14 protein-coding genes are annotated in these 14,879 nt (G+C 55.3%); 10 read left to right on the top strand and 4 right to left on the bottom strand.

Translation table 11 applies throughout. The features are described 5' to 3' along the window. The first annotated feature begins 74 nt into the window (after positions 1-74). The 9 genes from NIG5292_RS08335 (at position 75) to NIG5292_RS08295 (ending at position 8,201) form a co-directional block, all read left to right on the top strand. Positions 75-1,010: a lysophospholipid acyltransferase family protein gene (locus NIG5292_RS08335; RefSeq protein WP_048599074.1), complete on the top strand. Its 936-nt coding sequence runs from the start codon at positions 75-77 to the stop codon at positions 1,008-1,010. Between the two features lie 51 nt (positions 1,011-1,061). Then, positions 1,062-1,874 carry a glutamate racemase gene (locus NIG5292_RS08330; protein WP_048599073.1) on the top strand — a complete coding sequence of 271 codons (813 nt, stop codon included), beginning with the start codon at positions 1,062-1,064 and terminating at the stop codon, positions 1,872-1,874. A 78-nt stretch (positions 1,875-1,952) separates the two neighbouring features. Then, complete coding sequence (gene argC, locus NIG5292_RS08325; protein ID WP_048599072.1) at positions 1,953-2,981, top strand: N-acetyl-gamma-glutamyl-phosphate reductase; 1,029 nt, start codon at positions 1,953-1,955, stop codon at positions 2,979-2,981. 18 nt (positions 2,982-2,999) lie between these two features. After that, the gene (gene ccmE / locus NIG5292_RS08320) at positions 3,000-3,443 is read left to right on the top strand and encodes a cytochrome c maturation protein CcmE (protein ID WP_048599071.1); all 444 of its coding nucleotides are present in this window, start codon (positions 3,000-3,002) and stop codon (positions 3,441-3,443) included. A gap of 143 nt (positions 3,444-3,586) precedes the next feature. Further along, entirely contained in the window at positions 3,587-4,198 is a 612-nt protein-coding gene (locus NIG5292_RS08315; RefSeq protein WP_048599070.1) for a holin-associated N-acetylmuramidase, read from the top strand. Continuing rightward, positions 4,189-4,809, top strand: coding sequence for a holin family protein (locus NIG5292_RS08310; protein ID WP_048599069.1), 621 nt, complete (start codon positions 4,189-4,191; stop codon positions 4,807-4,809). Before NIG5292_RS08315 ends, NIG5292_RS08310 begins: the two co-directional genes overlap by 10 nt. Before the next feature lie 84 nt (positions 4,810-4,893). Beyond that, a complete protein-coding gene (locus NIG5292_RS08305) occupies positions 4,894-6,846 on the top strand; it encodes a heme lyase CcmF/NrfE family subunit (protein ID WP_048599130.1) in 1,953 nt (650 codons plus the stop codon). Next, the gene (locus NIG5292_RS08300; protein WP_048599068.1) at positions 6,843-7,310 is read left to right on the top strand and encodes a cytochrome c-type biogenesis protein; all 468 of its coding nucleotides are present in this window, start codon (positions 6,843-6,845) and stop codon (positions 7,308-7,310) included. The genes NIG5292_RS08305 and NIG5292_RS08300 overlap by 4 nt, the downstream gene beginning before the upstream one ends. A gap of 114 nt (positions 7,311-7,424) precedes the next feature. After that, entirely contained in the window at positions 7,425-8,201 is a 777-nt protein-coding gene (locus NIG5292_RS08295; protein WP_048599067.1) for an enoyl-CoA hydratase-related protein, read from the top strand. 3 nt (positions 8,202-8,204) lie between these two features. Here the strand turns inward: NIG5292_RS08295 and NIG5292_RS14490 are convergent, their stop codons facing one another. The 3 genes from NIG5292_RS14490 to gltX form a co-directional block, all read right to left on the bottom strand. Further along, the gene (locus tag NIG5292_RS14490; RefSeq protein ID WP_053084864.1) at positions 8,205-9,224 is read right to left on the bottom strand and encodes a calcium-binding protein; all 1,020 of its coding nucleotides are present in this window, start codon (positions 9,222-9,224) and stop codon (positions 8,205-8,207) included. Positions 9,225-9,398: 174 nt separating this feature from the next. Further along, positions 9,399-10,694: a citrate synthase gene (locus NIG5292_RS08285; protein WP_048599066.1), complete on the bottom strand. Its 1,296-nt coding sequence runs from the start codon at positions 10,692-10,694 to the stop codon at positions 9,399-9,401. Between the two features lie 88 nt (positions 10,695-10,782). Beyond that, a complete protein-coding gene (gene gltX, locus NIG5292_RS08280; protein ID WP_048599065.1) occupies positions 10,783-12,177 on the bottom strand; it encodes a glutamate--tRNA ligase in 1,395 nt (464 codons plus the stop codon). A 75-nt stretch (positions 12,178-12,252) separates the two neighbouring features. Between gltX and NIG5292_RS08275 the strand changes: the two genes are divergently transcribed. Beyond that, positions 12,253-14,391 carry a ComEC/Rec2 family competence protein gene (locus NIG5292_RS08275; RefSeq protein ID WP_074842060.1) on the top strand — a complete coding sequence of 713 codons (2,139 nt, stop codon included), beginning with the start codon at positions 12,253-12,255 and terminating at the stop codon, positions 14,389-14,391. On the opposite strand, the gene lexA is transcribed toward NIG5292_RS08275, so the two are convergent. Continuing rightward, positions 14,388-14,879 (bottom strand): transcriptional repressor LexA (gene lexA / locus NIG5292_RS08270; protein ID WP_048599064.1); only part of this gene is annotated, 492 nt, incomplete at its 5' end. The two genes, NIG5292_RS08275 and lexA, sit on opposite strands and share 4 nt — an antisense overlap.

Genomic DNA, 14,879 nt, shown 5'->3' with positions numbered 1-14,879 from the left:
CTTGATGTAAAATGCTGCGCGCAGTAACCAATTCCTGTGTGCGTTGCTAAACGTACTCTTGAACGGATCAGATCATGGTATCTTCACGCCTCCCACGCCGGCTGTCTCGCGATCATGAAGTCGCTCGTGAAATCACTTATGCCCACTCTGCGGCGTCTCGCGGCGGTAAGTTTCTGGTTCGTGCCACTGAAAATTTTACGGGCCGATTGGGTTTGATCCAGCGCGCCCGCGGGTATGATGCAGACGTGGCTGCGGGAGGGGATTTTTGGGAAATTCTTGCGCGACGTTACGGGGTAAAGCTCGACGTGCGCGAAGGCAGCTTGGACGCTATTCCACAATCAGGGCCGTTGATCGTAGTTGCAAACCATCCCTTCGGTATTCTGGACGGGATGATGATGGGCTACATCCTGTCGCGCGTGCGGCGCGGGGATTTTCGGATTTTGGCGAACTCGGTGTTTCACAAGGCCGAAGATATTCAGCGCATCGTGCTGCCGATCAGTTTTGATCAAACCAAAGAAGCTATGCGCATCAACCTTGAGACGCGAAAGCACAGCCTTGAGTATTTAGCGCAGGGCGGTGCGGTTGGCGTTTTCCCGGGTGGTACCGTGAGCACGTCAGCACGGCCTTTTGGTCGCCCGCTTGATCCTGCATGGCGCAGCTTTACGGCTAAAATGGTGGCAAAATCTGGTGCCACTGTCCTGCCGATTTACTTTGAAGGGACCAACAGCCGGCTCTTTCAAGTCGCTAGTCACCTTCATCCAAATCTCAGAATGGCGCTTTTGATCAATGAGTTTCGCCGGCGCGTCGATAGTGCCGTTGGCGTACGTATCGGTGCGCCATTGCCCCAGAGCGAGCTGGATGCCCGTGCCAAAGACCCCCGCGCGATGATGGGATATCTTCGGGCGCAGACATACGCCCTTGGGGATCCATCGGTTGGAGAGACCTTGGGGTATGAGTTTGAAAATAATCACAAAACAGCAGAGCAATTAATTGAACGGCGTGTATACTGATCCCATACGATGCAAGTCGTGTGAATGGATAAGGCCGCGTGGAGGGTGCGCATGGCAGTAGGTGTATTTGATAGTGGATTAGGCGGATTGACCGTGCTGCAAGCCTTGGAAGAGCGCTTGCCCGATGTGCCGTTTATCTATCTGGGTGACAACAAACACGCGCCGTACGGGGTGCGCGATGCAGATGATGTCTACCGCTTAACGCGCGAGGCCGTTTATGAGTTGTGGTCACGGGGCTGCAATCTTGTGATCCTTGCGTGCAACACTGCGTCGGCTGCGGCGCTCCGCCGGATGCAGGAAGAGGGCGTGCCACAGGGCAAACGTGTGCTTGGAGTGTTTGTTCCCTTGATTGAGGCGATGACCGAACGGGGCTGGGGCGATAACTCGCCGCCGCGCGAAGTTGATGTGAAACACGTGGCGCTTTTCGCCACCCCCGCAACAGTTAGAAGTCGCGCGTTTCAGCGCGAGTTGGCATTTCGTGCGATCGGCGTTGATGTTGAAGCGCAGGCCTGTGGCGGCGTGGTCGATGCGATTGAGGACGGCGATTTGATCCTGGCCGAAGCTTTGGTGCGCAGTCACGTGGACGCACTTCAACGCAAAATGCCAAGCCCTGATGCAGCTATTCTGGGGTGTACGCATTATCCCCTGTTAGAAGATATCTTTGCCAAGGCTTTGGGCGGCAATGTCAAAGTGTTCAGCCAACCGCGCGTGGTGGCTGATAGCCTTGCTGATTATCTTGAGCGTCGCCCTGATATGATTGGGGATGCAAAGGCGCGCAGCTTTTTGACCACAGGCGACCCGGCAACCGTATCAAACCGCGCAACCCAATTTATGAAGCGCGGCATCACCTTTGAGGCGCTCTAGCCTGGATTTGGCAGTTGTGATTGAAACGCTGGCTGCTTTGCGTTTAAAGGGCACCAAGGTAATTTAGAAAGGCGCATCATGGGCAAGAACGTCGTGATCCTCGGGGCATCTGGGTATACTGGTGCGGAATTGGTGCGCTTGATCGCAGGTCACCCTGACATCAATATTGTTGGTCTGTCGGCCGAACGTAAAGCCGGTCAGCAAATGGGCGATGTCTTTCCTCATCTGCGCCATATGAATCTGCCGCAGCTTGTTAAAATTGATGAGTTGTCGTTTGAAAACGTTGATCTGGTCTTTTGCGCTCTGCCTCATGCAACGTCACAGGCTGTGATCCGTGCGCTGCCTGATGCCGTGAAAGTCGTTGATTTATCCGCAGATTTCCGTCTGCGTGATGAGGCTGAGTATACAAAATGGTACGGTCTGCCCCACGATGCGCCTGATCTGCAAAAGATCGCGGTTTACGGCCTAACCGAATTTTACCGCGATGATATTGCCAAGGCCCGTTTGGTTGCGGGCACGGGCTGTAATGCGGCAACGGGTCAATTTGCGCTGCGTCCATTGATTGCAGCGGGCGTGATTGGGTTGGACGATATCGTCATAGATATGAAAGTGGGCGTGTCCGGCGCGGGCCGTGCGTTGAAGGAAAACTTGCTGCACGCAGAGCTGTCCGAAGGCGTTCACGCGTATGGAGTGGGCGGTGTGCACCGCCACTTGGCTGAGTTTGATCAAGAGTTTTCAGCGGTTGCAGGCCGTAAGGTTGAGGTGCAGTTCACTCCACACCTCGCGCCGTTCAACCGCGGTATTCTGGCGACTTGCTACGTCAGTGGTGATGCCGCCGCGATCCATGAGACGTTTGTTTCACAATATGTAGACGAGCCGTTTATTGAAGTGTTGCCGATTGGCGAACACCCGTCTGTGCGCCATGTGCGCGGCTCAAACTTTTGCCACCTTGGGGTGGTTGCAGACCGTAAAGAAGGGCGCGCGATTGTGATTGCCGCTCTCGATAACTTGACAAAAGGTAGCAGCGGCCAAGCATTGCACAACGCCAACCTAATGTTAAGTTTACCAGAGACAGCGGGTCTTACGATGGCCCCTGTCTTTCCGTGACTTTCCTTAGGTAGCGCAATGAAGAGCCTGAAAAAGCAACGCCGTATCCAGATTATTGCACTCGCCGCGAGTGCGCTTGCGGTCTCGTTCGGCTTGATTTGGTACGCGAGCCAAGATGCGTTTCAATTCTTTCGCGCACCATCCGAGGTGATCGCCGCACCACCACCCTCAAACGAAGTGTTTCGCATTGGTGGGCTGGTGTCAGAGGGGTCGTTGAAGCGTGGTGAGGGGGCTGCAATCTCGTTCAGTGTGACAGATGGCGGGGCAACTGTGCCCGTCGTCTATACTGGTATTCTGCCCGATCTTTTCGGTGAAGGCGAAGGCATGGTCGGCACTGGAAGTTATGTGAACGGTCAATTTGTAGCGACTGAAATTTTGGCCCGCCACGACGAAACCTACATGCCGGCCGAAGTGATTGACGCGCTGAAAGAGCAGGGCGTCTATGTTGAGCCGGAAACATAATCACCTTAATTCAAAGGCTTGTGGTGCAAAGTTGAAGCCTTAAGGGAACGTTGCGACCGCAACCTTTTTGTCTTGTTAACCGCCGTCCCTCATTTTGATTATCCGTTACGAAACGTGAACGATGGTTAAGGTGAGGCAGGTTAATGCAATCGATACATGAGATAGCGTCTGATATTGTGGCCCGCGAGGGCGGCTTTGTGAACGACCCCGATGATCCGGGCGGTGCTACCAAATACGGGGTGACGATCCACACGATGCGGCGTCTGGGGCTGGATTTAGACGGTGACGGCGATGTGGATGTTGCTGATGTGCGCAAACTCAGCCGTGACCGCGCAACACAGATTTTCATTGATCACTACTTTCACCGCTCGAAAATTGCACAGTTACCGCAGGTGTTGCAGGCGTCTGTTTTCGACATGAACGTCAATGCGGGGGCGAACTCTGTTAAGATTTTGCAGCGCCTTGTCCGCCGTCTCGGGTTTCGCCTTGGCGTTGACGGTCAGATTGGCCCGCAGACGATTGCGGCCGTGCGTCAAGCGACCCAAAACGCGCCGGATCATATTGGCGACGCCTATGGTATTGAGCGGCGCAACTATTACTACGCGTTGGGTGATCGGCGAAAGCGCTCGCGCAAATATGCCCGTCGTCAGGATGGCGGTAAAGGCGGCTGGATCGTGCGGGCAGAGGAATTCATCGCCTCAAAATATCACTTAACGGACGCTGAACATCGCGCACGGGTGGCGTCATGGGGCTGATTGAACGGGTATTTGAGGCGATATTCGGAGGCGGCAGAAATGTTGTCCGTGAGACTGCCGAGGTGTTTTGGGAAAACCGTGAAGCGGGCGAAATACGCGCGGCGCAACGCCAAGCCGACGCCCTTGATCAATATGCAGCCGAGTTCAGCGTGCCGCGAAGGGGCAGGTTTGACCGTGTGATGGATGGGCTGAACCGCTTGCCACGCCCCGCATTGGCGCTCGGTACGTTGGGGCTGTTTGTGGCGGCGATGGTTGATCCGGTGTGGTTTGCCAGCAGAATGCAGGGCATCGCCCTTGTGCCTGAACCGCTTTGGTGGCTGTTGGGTGCCATCGTCAGTTTTTATTTTGGCGCCCGCCATCAAGTGAAAAGTCAGGATTTTCAACGCTCTATCCAAGCTACGACCGCGCAGGTACCGCACGTTATTGAGAACTTGACCGCATTAGATGAGGTCGCACGACAAAATTCTGCAGCCAACGAAGATGCCCCTGTTTCTGTCGCGGTCAGCGGGATTGCGGCAGGGACGCCCATACGATTTGGCCCTGACATTTTTGAGGATAACGCAGCCCTGCGCGATTGGGCCAGACAGCGCGGCAAACCCAATGATCCGTGAATTTGTTACGTAAATCAGCCGTCTGACGCGGCCGTGTTGTCGCAGCCCATTGGCGAGGGGGCTGCGGCAGACTATACCAAGTTTATGATTACAGAACTTGGACATTTCGCCCTGATTTTGGCCCTGATGGTGGCTGTTTTTCAGATGATCGTGCCGATGATTGGTGCGCAAAAGAATTGGGCTGGCTGGATGGCAACGGGCACCCCCGCGGCAACTGTTCAATTTGGCCTGACGCTGACCAGTTTTGCCGCACTTACTTACGCGTTCGTGATCTCGGATTTTAGTCTCAGAGTGGTCACCCTCAACAGTCACACAGCCAAGCCGATGCTCTACAAAGTGTCGGGCGTTTGGGGGAACCACGAAGGGTCTATGCTGTTGTGGATTTTGATCCTGACACTGTTTGGTGCGATGGCGGGTTGGTTTGGCCAAGGGTTGCCGCCACGGTTGAAAGCCCGTGTCTTGTCGGTGCAATCAGCCATCGCCGTTGCGTTCTTTATCTTCCTTATTTTTACGTCTAACCCCTTTGAACGTTTGGCGTTTCCGCCGCTCAACGGGCAAGACTTGAACCCCCTTTTGCAAGACCCTGGCCTCGCTTTTCACCCGCCATTTTTATACGTTGGCTACGTCGGGCTCAGCATGGCGTTTAGCTTTGCTGTTGCTGCGCTGATTGAGGGAAAAGTCGATGCGGCATGGGGTCGGTGGGTCCGTCCGTGGACTTTGACAGCGTGGGTTTTTCTGACTGTTGGCATCGCGTTAGGCTCATGGTGGGCCTATTACGAGCTTGGCTGGGGTGGTTTCTGGTTCTGGGATCCAGTCGAAAACGCCAGCTTCATGCCGTGGCTAATCGCGGCGGCACTGCTGCATTCCGCTATTGTCGTTGAGAAACGCGAGGCGCTGAAAAGCTGGACCATTTTGCTCGCTATTCTTGCATTCGGGTTCAGCTTGATTGGCGCATTTATTGTGCGCTCTGGCGTGCTGACTTCTGTCCATGCGTTTGCCACAGACCCTGAACGCGGTGTTTACCTGTTGCTGATCACGGGTATCTTCATGGGTGGCGCGTTGGTGCTTTACGCCCTGCGCGCAGAGCAGATGGAGGCCAAGGGTGTCTTTTCTGTCGTGAGCCGTGAAAGCGCATTGGTCGCAAATAACATTTTGCTGGCGGTTGCTTGTTTCGTCGTCTTTATCGGCACCATCTGGCCCCTCGTGGCGGAGATGTTTTTTGACCGCAAACTCAGCGTTGGTCCCCCGTTTTTTGATGCAGCTTTCACGCCGTTCATGGTCGCTTTGTCGGTGATCTTGCCTGTCGGTGCGCTGATGTCGTGGAAGCGGGCCAAGCTAAAGCGGATCACTGTATCGTTGATGCCTGTTTTGGTGGTGTCGGTCGCCTTGGGTGGATTGGCATTTGCGATCCAAACTGGCGGTTCTGCTTTGGGACCGATTGGTGTGATCCTTGGCTCATGGCTCGTCTTGGGGGCTGCGTTTGAAATCTGGCAGAGAGCGGGCAAGGCCAATAAGATTGCGCGCCTCAAAGGGTTGCCTCGCGCCGATTGGGGCAAGGCCGTTGCCCACGCGGGCATGGGAATTACCACGTTCGGGATTGCCGCGATGCTTGCTTGGCAGATCGAGGACATTCGTATTGCACAGATCGGTGACCGTTTTGAAGTTGGCCAACACCAGGTTGAGCTGATCGACGTGCGTGAGGTCGATGGGCCAAATTACATCTCAACCATGGCCGAGATGAAGCTGTACCGCGGTGGCCGCGAAGTGGCGCATTTGTTCCCTGAAAAACGCGTCTATCCTGTGGCGAATATGCCCACAACCGAGGCGGCAATCTCAAACGGTATCTTGCGTGACCTCTACGTTGTGATTGGCGATCCTCAGAATGATGGGGGATGGGCGGTGCGCACGTATATTAAGCCGTTCGCCAACTGGATTTGGGCGGGCGCAATCATCATGGCGCTTGGTGGTACGTTGTCGCTGACGGATCGGCGGATGCGTGTTGCGGGTGGTCAACGGTCAAAGGCGGTTACATCATGATCGCAGTTGCTTCACGCCTATACGGACTGGTTGGGCTGATCGCTTTGATGGCCATGCCTGCGTTTGCCGTACAGCCCGACGAGGTCTTGGATGATCCCGCGCTGGAGGCGCGCGCACGAGTTATCAGCAAAGAACTGCGCTGCCCTGTGTGCCAGAACGAAAGCATCGATGAATCTCATGCGGAGGTGGCGCGTGATCTACGCCTGCTGGTCCGTGAACGTGTCTCGGCGGGCGATAGCAACGACGAGGCGCTCTCGTTCATTGTTGCGCGGTACGGCGAGTTTGTTTTGCTCAACCCGCCTGCAAAAGGCTCAACCCTGATTTTGTGGCTTGCAGGACCTGCGATGCTTTTGATCGGCGGCATTGGGGCTGCGGCCTATTTGCGCGGGCGCGCAGCTCCTGTACCTGCGGATGAGCTAAGCGCGGATGAAACAAAACGCCTCACTGAGCTGCTGAATAAATAAGCTGGCACAAAAGCGGTGTCGTGACGTTCTTGCGTACAGTGCCTAGTTCCGCTGGCAACTCTGGCGCATGGCCCTATTGTCCCTTCTAACGAATGGATTAATGAGGATGCTCCCATGATGTACGACGCGCTGGAATATGAGCTAAACGACGGTGTTGCGACGCTCACTTTGAACCGCCCAAAGGTGAAGAACGCTTTGAACGGTCAGATGCGCGCCGAGATCACCCATGCCGTGAAAAAAGCAAGTACTGAGGCTCGTGTTGTTGTCCTGACAGGGGCGGGGGATGCGTTTTGTTCGGGCCAAGATTTGGGCGACGGTGGTTCAGCGGCCCAGCTTGATCTTGAGCGCACCTTGCGCGACGAATACGTCCCGATGCTGCGTGCGATTATTGAGTGTCCTGTTCCAACGATTGCGGCTGTTAACGGTGCGGCAGCGGGTGCAGGTGCAAATCTGGCGTTGGTTGCGGATGTGGTGATTGCGTCTCAAAAGGCTGTTTTTGTTCAAGCGTTTACACGCATTGGGCTTATCCCTGACGCGGGCGGTACATACTATCTGCCTCGTCAAATGGGGATGGCGAAAGCCATGGGAGCCGCACTTTTTGGTGACAGTATTTCTGCACAGCAAGCCAGTGATTGGGGCATGATTTGGGAAGCTGTGCCCGATGTCGAATTTGACGCCCATTGGCGCGGCCGTGCCGCGCATTTGGCCAAGGGGCCGACAGTTGCCTATGAACATGTGAAATCTGCGCTTCGGGCAAGTTTTGGCAATGACCTTGAAACGCAATTGGGCCTTGAAGCATCGCTTCAGGGGGCTTGTGGTGAAACGCGTGATTTCAAAGAAGGCGTACTGTCTTTCCTTGAAAAGCGTCCTGCAAAGTTCGAAGGCCGTTAGGGATCAGACAGGCGGGGCAAGGACGACAGGCGCGCTGTAACTGACCAACTGGATATAGTTCTCAAATGGCTGTGCGTTTTGGTCAAACTCAGGTCCAAGCTGCACCTCCGCAACTTTGAAATCATCGGCGAATACAGTCACGACTGTACCTGTTTGGGTAACGCTCACTGCAGGGTCGGGCGCGCTGGTCTGCGTAGCAATCATCAAAACATCGTCGTTTGAAAAATCAGTGACGCGCATGCCTGTCTCGCTTGCGCTGCCATCATCGCTACTTGGCTCCAGCAGCAAGACAAACTCATCCGCGTCACCGCCACCTGTGCCGATATCATTTCGTGCCAAAAACAGCGTGTCAGTGCCAGCCCCGCCGGTCAGCTTGTCTTCCACGCCGTCATCACGGAAATTGCCGCCCCAAGTGGGTGTTTCACCTTCCGGACGGGTGATTAGCGGTGGTCCGGATTGCAGCGCTGAAAGGTTGTCCGTCTCAAGAGTATCACTGTCAAAAATGGCGCCACCCCACAGCACATCCGTTCCGCCGCCGCCATTAAGAACGTCCGCATTTACGCCGCCAATCAACACATCGTCGCCGGTCTCGCCGAGCAACAAGTCAGAACCGCTATCCCCAAAAAGTGTGTCGTCATTGTTGCCGCCCCGCAGCGTATCTGCTCCGGGACCACCAGCCAGAATGTCGTCGTTTACATTGCCGTTCAGGGCGTCATCACCTGCGCCGCCGTCAAACAGATCGGTCCCAGAACCCCCAAAAAGTGTATCGTCCCCGCCGCGCCCGTCGATCTTATCATCCCCTAAATTGCCGAAAATCGTCTCTCCACGAAAGCTGCCTTCAAAGTCATCAGACCGGTCGCCAAGACGAATTGTGTCGGTTGTGGTTTGAGGGGGCTCATCGATGGTCTCATCCTCCGACCTGCCGCCCGTGTCATCGTCACCACGCAGCGCATCAAGTGACTGATCAAGAAGCGCCACATCAAGGGCAAGAGGGATAAGAAGCAAAAGAGCAAGGGCCAACATGGCGGGGAACCTGAGAACAAAATACCCGCACAGGATATGCAATCAGCACTCTAATGCAAGTTCGTCCGATAAAATGACTGCGGGTTGTCTTCGCTTTGGTCAAAAATACTCAAATAAAAACGCCACCGAAGGATGTTACTCGGTGGCGTTTTTTGTGTCTACTTGCCAGAAAGCCTAGCGTTTTTCGATGTCCACGTAATCGCGCAGGGTTTCGCCTTGGTAAAGTTGGCGAGGGCGACCGATCTTGAGCGCTGGATCGCTGATCTGTTCTTTCCACTGTGAAATCCAACCAACAGTCCGCGCAAGTGCGAAGATCGGCGTGAACATGGATGTGGGGAAGCCCATCGCTTCAAGAATAATGCCTGAATAGAAATCCACGTTCGGGAACAGTTTCTTGTCTGCAAAATATGGATCGGCCAACGCTTGTTTTTCAAGCTCTTTGGCGACCTGAAGGATCGGGTTGTTCTCTACACCAAGTAGGTCCAGAACTTCATCCGCAGATTGTTTCAGAACTTTCGCACGGGGGTCAAAGTTTTTGTAAACGCGGTGACCAAAGCCCATCAGGCGGAAGGGATCGTCTTTGTCTTTCGCGCGGGCGATGAATTCAGGAATGCGGTCAACACTGCCAATTTCTTTAAGCATTTCGAGGCATGCTTGGTTCGCACCACCGTGGGCAGGGCCCCAAAGACAGGCAATACCGGCGGCGATACAGGCAAACGGGTTCGCGCCAGAAGATGAAGCCAAACGTACAGTCGATGTTGATGCGTTTTGCTCATGGTCTGCGTGCAATGTGAAAATACGGTCCATGGCACGGCTCAGGATCGGGTTCACTTCGTAATCTTCGGCAGGCACTGCAAAGCACATGCGCAGGAAGTTCGACGCGTAGTCCAGATCATTGCGCGGATACACGAATGGCTGACCGACAGTATATTTGAACGCCATCGCTGCGATTGTTGGCATTTTGGCGATCAAACGGATCGTTGCCACTTCGCGCTGGTGGGGGTCAGTGATGTCGGTACTGTCGTGGTAGAACGCAGACATTGCACCAACAACGCCGGTCATGATGGCCATCGGGTGCGCGTCACGGCGGAAACCACGGAAGAAGTTGATCATTTGCTCGTGCAGCATGGTGTGGTTTGTCACCATGCTCTCAAAGGATTCCAACTCGGCCGCGGAGGGAAGCTCGCCGTACAGCAGGACATAGCACACTTCGAGGTAGTGTGATTTTTCCGCGAGCTGATCAATAGGATAGCCGCGGTGCAGCAGCTCGCCCTTGGCGCCATCGATGAATGTGATGGTGCTGTCGCATGCCGCAGTTGAGGTAAAGCCGGGATCGTAGGTGAACACGTCGCCTTGGGCGTAAAGTTTGCGGATGTCGAGCACATCAGGACCCGCAGTAGGCGAGTAAATCGGCAGTTCGATTGTTTTGTCGCCAATAGTAAGCGTCGCGTTCTTTGTCGTTTCGGCCATATGTTCCCTCATTATCCAGCAGCGGCGCAGTGCGCCATTTTCGTATGTTGAGCGGGCTTCGTTACAGATTTGTAAACGGCTCCGTCTATTATTGTGTTGCGTCACCCAAGCGCGCGAGCGTTTCCTCGCGGCCCAAAACCAGCATCATATCAAAGACCGATGGTGTGGCTGCACGTCCGGCAAGGGCGGCACGCAGCGGCGCTGCAAGCTTGCCAAAACCGATGTCGTGCGATGCCGCAAGCGCGTTGGCCACGGCCTCCAGTTGGTCACGCTCCCAGCTAACAGCTTGCAACTGCGGCGTCAATTCTTCCAGTATACCAATGGATACCGTATCAAGCACCTTAGCCGCTTTCTCTTCTATATCCAAGGGGCGCGCACTAAGTGCAAAGTGCGCTTTTTCAATAAGTTGTGGGAAGGTCTTGGCACGTTCTTTAAGGCAATACATCGCCCGCTCAAATGCAGTTGACTGCGCGTCAGTAAGCGCGGGAAGGCTTGCTGCGGCCAAAAATGCCTCTGCTTCTTGCCGCAATGCGGCGTCATCGCCCATAGCGATCTGTGCGCCACAGATTGATTCCAGTTTCTTAAAGTCTAACCGCGCAGGGCTTTTGCCAATGCCACCAAGGTCGAACCACTCGCGCGCTTGGGCGTCTGTGAAGACCTCATCATCGCCGTGGCTCCACCCCAAACGGGCGAGATAGTTGCGCATACCCGCGGCCGGATAGCCCATGACCTGATATTCCTCAACGCCAAGCGCACCGTGGCGTTTGGACAGCTTTTTACCGTCGGGACCGTGGATCAGGGGGATGTGCGCATATGTCGGGACCGGCCAACCCATGGCGTTATAGATCATCATCTGACGCGCCGCGTTATTGAGGTGATCATCCCCGCGAATAACGTGCGTCACGCCCATATCATGGTCATCCACAACCACTGCCAACATGTAGACGGGCGTGCCATCACTGCGCAGCAAGATCATGTCATCAAGCTGTTCGTTACGAATGCTGACGTCGCCCTGAACCTCATCGTGGATTACTGTGGCGCCATCTTGAAGGGCCTTGATGCGGACCACAAAGGGCGCATCGGGGTGCTGATCCGAAGGGGCATCGCGCCACGGGCTACGGTACAGCGTGCTTTTGCCTTCAGCACGGGCTGCATCACGGAACGCGGAAATTTCATCTTGGGTCGCAAAGCATTTATAGGCTTTGCCTTCGGCCAGCAGGGTGTTGGCGATTTCTGCATGTCTGTCGGCGCGCTCAAACTGGCTGATGACATCTCCGTCGTGGTCTAGGCCAAGCCATGCCATTCCTTGCAAGATCGCCGCAGTCGCTTCGGGTGTTGAACGGGCGCGGTCAGTGTCTTCGATCCGCAGCAAGAATTTGCCCCCACGGCCGCGCGCGTAAAGCCAGTTAAACAGCGCAGTCCGCGCGCCACCAATGTGCAAATAACCAGTGGGCGATGGTGCGAAACGGGTCACGACGGTCATGTGGAATTAACCTTTGAGCAAGAGAATAGGGGAGCAGTTGCGCATCGGTCTAATCTGGCGGGAAGGCGGTGACAAGTGGCGGCAGCGGCCCTTCTGGTCGAAGCATTCGCAGTTCAGCGTGAACGGGTCTTTTTGTGGGTGCCCGTGGCCTTTGCGTGCGGCATCGGTGCGTATTTTAGCCTTTTGTTCGAGCCGGATTTTATGCTGCTTGGTCTGGTGGCGGCTGGTGTTGTAACGCTGGCTGTCGCAGCGTTTCTAACCCCAAGGTTTGCGCCACTTCTCGTGCTGACCGTCGTCATTTTTTCTGGCTTTCTAACGGCGGCGGCGCGCTCGCATTTTGTGGCGGGGCCCGTGCTTGAATGGCGTAGTTACGGCAGCGTGCAGGGCCGCATTATCCATACGGATAAAAGCACGTCCGATGCTAAGCGGCTGACACTGGACCGCGTTGTGATGGCGCGACTGCCTCCGCAGGACACACCACGCCGCGTTCGGGTCAGTCTGCACGGCGACGCGGCTGAGCAGGGCGCGGAACATGGCGCATTAGAAATTGGTCAGACAGTGCTGCTGACCGCAAATATGTCTCCGCCAAATGGTCCTGTTGAGCCCGAGGGTTTTGATTTTCGCCGCCACGCGTGGTTTTTGAAGTTGGGCGGTTTTGGCTATACCCGCACCGAAGTGCTGACTTTGTCGCCTGCTGAACGAAGCGGAGTGGCGCTATTTACGTCCGCGTTACGGCAGAAAATTTCCCAAGCGGTGCAGCGGGATATGGCGCCGGAGCTTGGTGCTTTTGCAACTGCGGTGACTACGGGCGATCGTTCCGCGATGCCCCAAGAGGTTCTGCAAAATCTTCGCCGCACGAATTTGGCGCATCTTTTGGCAATTTCTGGCCTGCATATGGGGTTGCTAACGGGGTTTGTGTTCGCGTTGGTGCGCGGGGGCCTCGCGTTGATCCCAAGCCTCGCGTTGCGTCTGCCGACAAAGAAAATCGCGGCAATCGTCGCGATGGTAGCGGGAGCGGTTTATCTGGCAATTTCTGGTGGTTCGGTCGCAACAGAACGGGCGTTTGCTATGGCGTTGGTGATGTTGTTGGCCGTCGTTTTGGACCAGCGTGTGCTAAGCCTTCGGTCCGTTGCCACAGCCGCGCTGATCGTGCTGGTGCTGCGCCCAGAAGCATTGGTTGGGCCGGGATTTCAAATGTCGTTTGCGGCGACCATCGCGCTTGTGGTGGCGTTTCGGGTGCTAAAAGACCGCCCGATTGCATGGCTTGAACGGCGGTCGCGCTTTGTGAAATCCGTGGCGGGGGTGGTGATAACCTCTGCGGTGGCGGGTTTGGCCACAGCGCCGGTGGCGGCTGCGCATTTTAATCAATTTGTCCACGTGGGCTTGTTTGCCAACGTGATCGCAGTCCCGGTGATGGGTGCCGTTGTGATCCCCGGTGCGGTGTTAAGCGCCCTTTTTGCACCGATCGGGTTGGGGTGGATTGGACTTAAAGTAATGTCGGTTGGCTGTTGGTGGATCCTGCAAGTAGCTGCGTTTTTTGCGTCGCTGAACGGTGCTGTATCTGGCGTACCGTCCCCGCCGTTGTGGGTCTTGCCGCTGATCGGCTTTGGCGGGGTGGTCGCCGTGCTTTGGGTGGGGCGCGGGAGATGGGCAGGGGTGTTCGTCGTGTGTGGCGCGTTGTTTGGATGGGGCAATTCAGAACGACCAGATGTGTTAATCGCGAGTTCCGGCGGCTTAGTGGGCATTATGCACGACGGGACACGGCGGTTAAGCCGCGAGAAGGGGGAGGGGTTTGCCGTTCAAAACTGGCTCGAAAACGATGGGGTATTGTCGTTTGATCGTGGTGACTTGGCGGATAACTTGCCTAATAGTGTAATCATCAATTTAGTTGGAAAAAGACAACTCGGGCTGCTGGAAAGCTGTGATCCTGAGGATGTTTATGTTGTGAAAGTGCAAGCGCCTGAGAGCAGTGATTGTGCGATTTGGGGACAAGACATGCTGCGCATTACTGGTAGTGTCGCAATCTATGCACTGCAAAAGGAGCAACTTAGCAGAGCCACATTACACGGTGGATCTGTAAGCTGGCGCATCCAAACCGCAAACGGGATCTCTAGCAATCGACCTTGGAGCGCGCACGATCCAACAGCGCTAGCTAATGTGCACGCTCAAATTGAGGCCGATCTACGCGGAAAAAATCTTTGGCGAACTGATTAGTAGCTGCGGATCAAACCGACTAAACGCCCCTGAATTTTGACCTGATCAGCCGGCAAAATGCGTGTTTCATACGCGGGGTTTGCCGCTTCCAGCCCAATTGATGCACCGTTTTTGCGCAGACGCTTTAGGGTTGCTTCTTGATCTTCGACCAAGGCCACAACAATGTCTCCATCGTCTGCCGTAGATGTCTCGCGGATCACAACCACGTCACCGTCGTTAATGCCCGCGTCGATCATTGAATCGCCTTTAACTTCAAGCGCATAGTGATGACCGTTTCCCGACAGCATTGTTCCGGGCACAGCCACGTTGTGCGAGGCATGTTGGATCGCTTCAATCGGTACACCGGCGGCAATTTTACCCATTACAGGTAGTTCAACTGCTTGAATTTGCACAGATTGCGCCCGTGGTGGCGTCTGATCAGGTCGGTCACCATCAATAACTTTGGGTGTGAAGCCGGCAGTAGGGGCGCCGCCCATGCTTTCGGGCAG

Source organism: Nereida ignava (assembly GCF_001049735.1).
Classification (GTDB): Bacteria; Pseudomonadota; Alphaproteobacteria; order Rhodobacterales; family Rhodobacteraceae; genus Nereida; species Nereida ignava.
The sequence above is the reverse complement of the archived record's forward strand: the minus strand, read 5'-3'. Positions and strand labels throughout refer to the sequence as shown.

Coding starts and splice junctions, on each gene's coding strand:
- NIG5292_RS08335 (WP_048599074.1), top strand. CDS start 75: ATGGTATCTTCACGCCTCCCACGCCGGCTGTCTCGCGATCATGAAGTC.
- NIG5292_RS08330 (WP_048599073.1), top strand. CDS start 1,062: ATGGCAGTAGGTGTATTTGATAGTGGATTAGGCGGATTGACCGTGCTG.
- argC (WP_048599072.1), top strand. CDS start 1,953: ATGGGCAAGAACGTCGTGATCCTCGGGGCATCTGGGTATACTGGTGCG.
- ccmE (WP_048599071.1), top strand. CDS start 3,000: ATGAAGAGCCTGAAAAAGCAACGCCGTATCCAGATTATTGCACTCGCC.
- NIG5292_RS08315 (WP_048599070.1), top strand. CDS start 3,587: ATGCAATCGATACATGAGATAGCGTCTGATATTGTGGCCCGCGAGGGC.
- NIG5292_RS08310 (WP_048599069.1), top strand. CDS start 4,189: ATGGGGCTGATTGAACGGGTATTTGAGGCGATATTCGGAGGCGGCAGA.
- NIG5292_RS08305 (WP_048599130.1), top strand. CDS start 4,894: ATGATTACAGAACTTGGACATTTCGCCCTGATTTTGGCCCTGATGGTG.
- NIG5292_RS08300 (WP_048599068.1), top strand. CDS start 6,843: ATGATCGCAGTTGCTTCACGCCTATACGGACTGGTTGGGCTGATCGCT.
- NIG5292_RS08295 (WP_048599067.1), top strand. CDS start 7,425: ATGATGTACGACGCGCTGGAATATGAGCTAAACGACGGTGTTGCGACG.
- NIG5292_RS14490 (WP_053084864.1), bottom strand. CDS start 9,224: ATGTTGGCCCTTGCTCTTTTGCTTCTTATCCCTCTTGCCCTTGATGTG.
- NIG5292_RS08285 (WP_048599066.1), bottom strand. CDS start 10,694: ATGGCCGAAACGACAAAGAACGCGACGCTTACTATTGGCGACAAAACA.
- gltX (WP_048599065.1), bottom strand. CDS start 12,177: ATGACCGTCGTGACCCGTTTCGCACCATCGCCCACTGGTTATTTGCAC.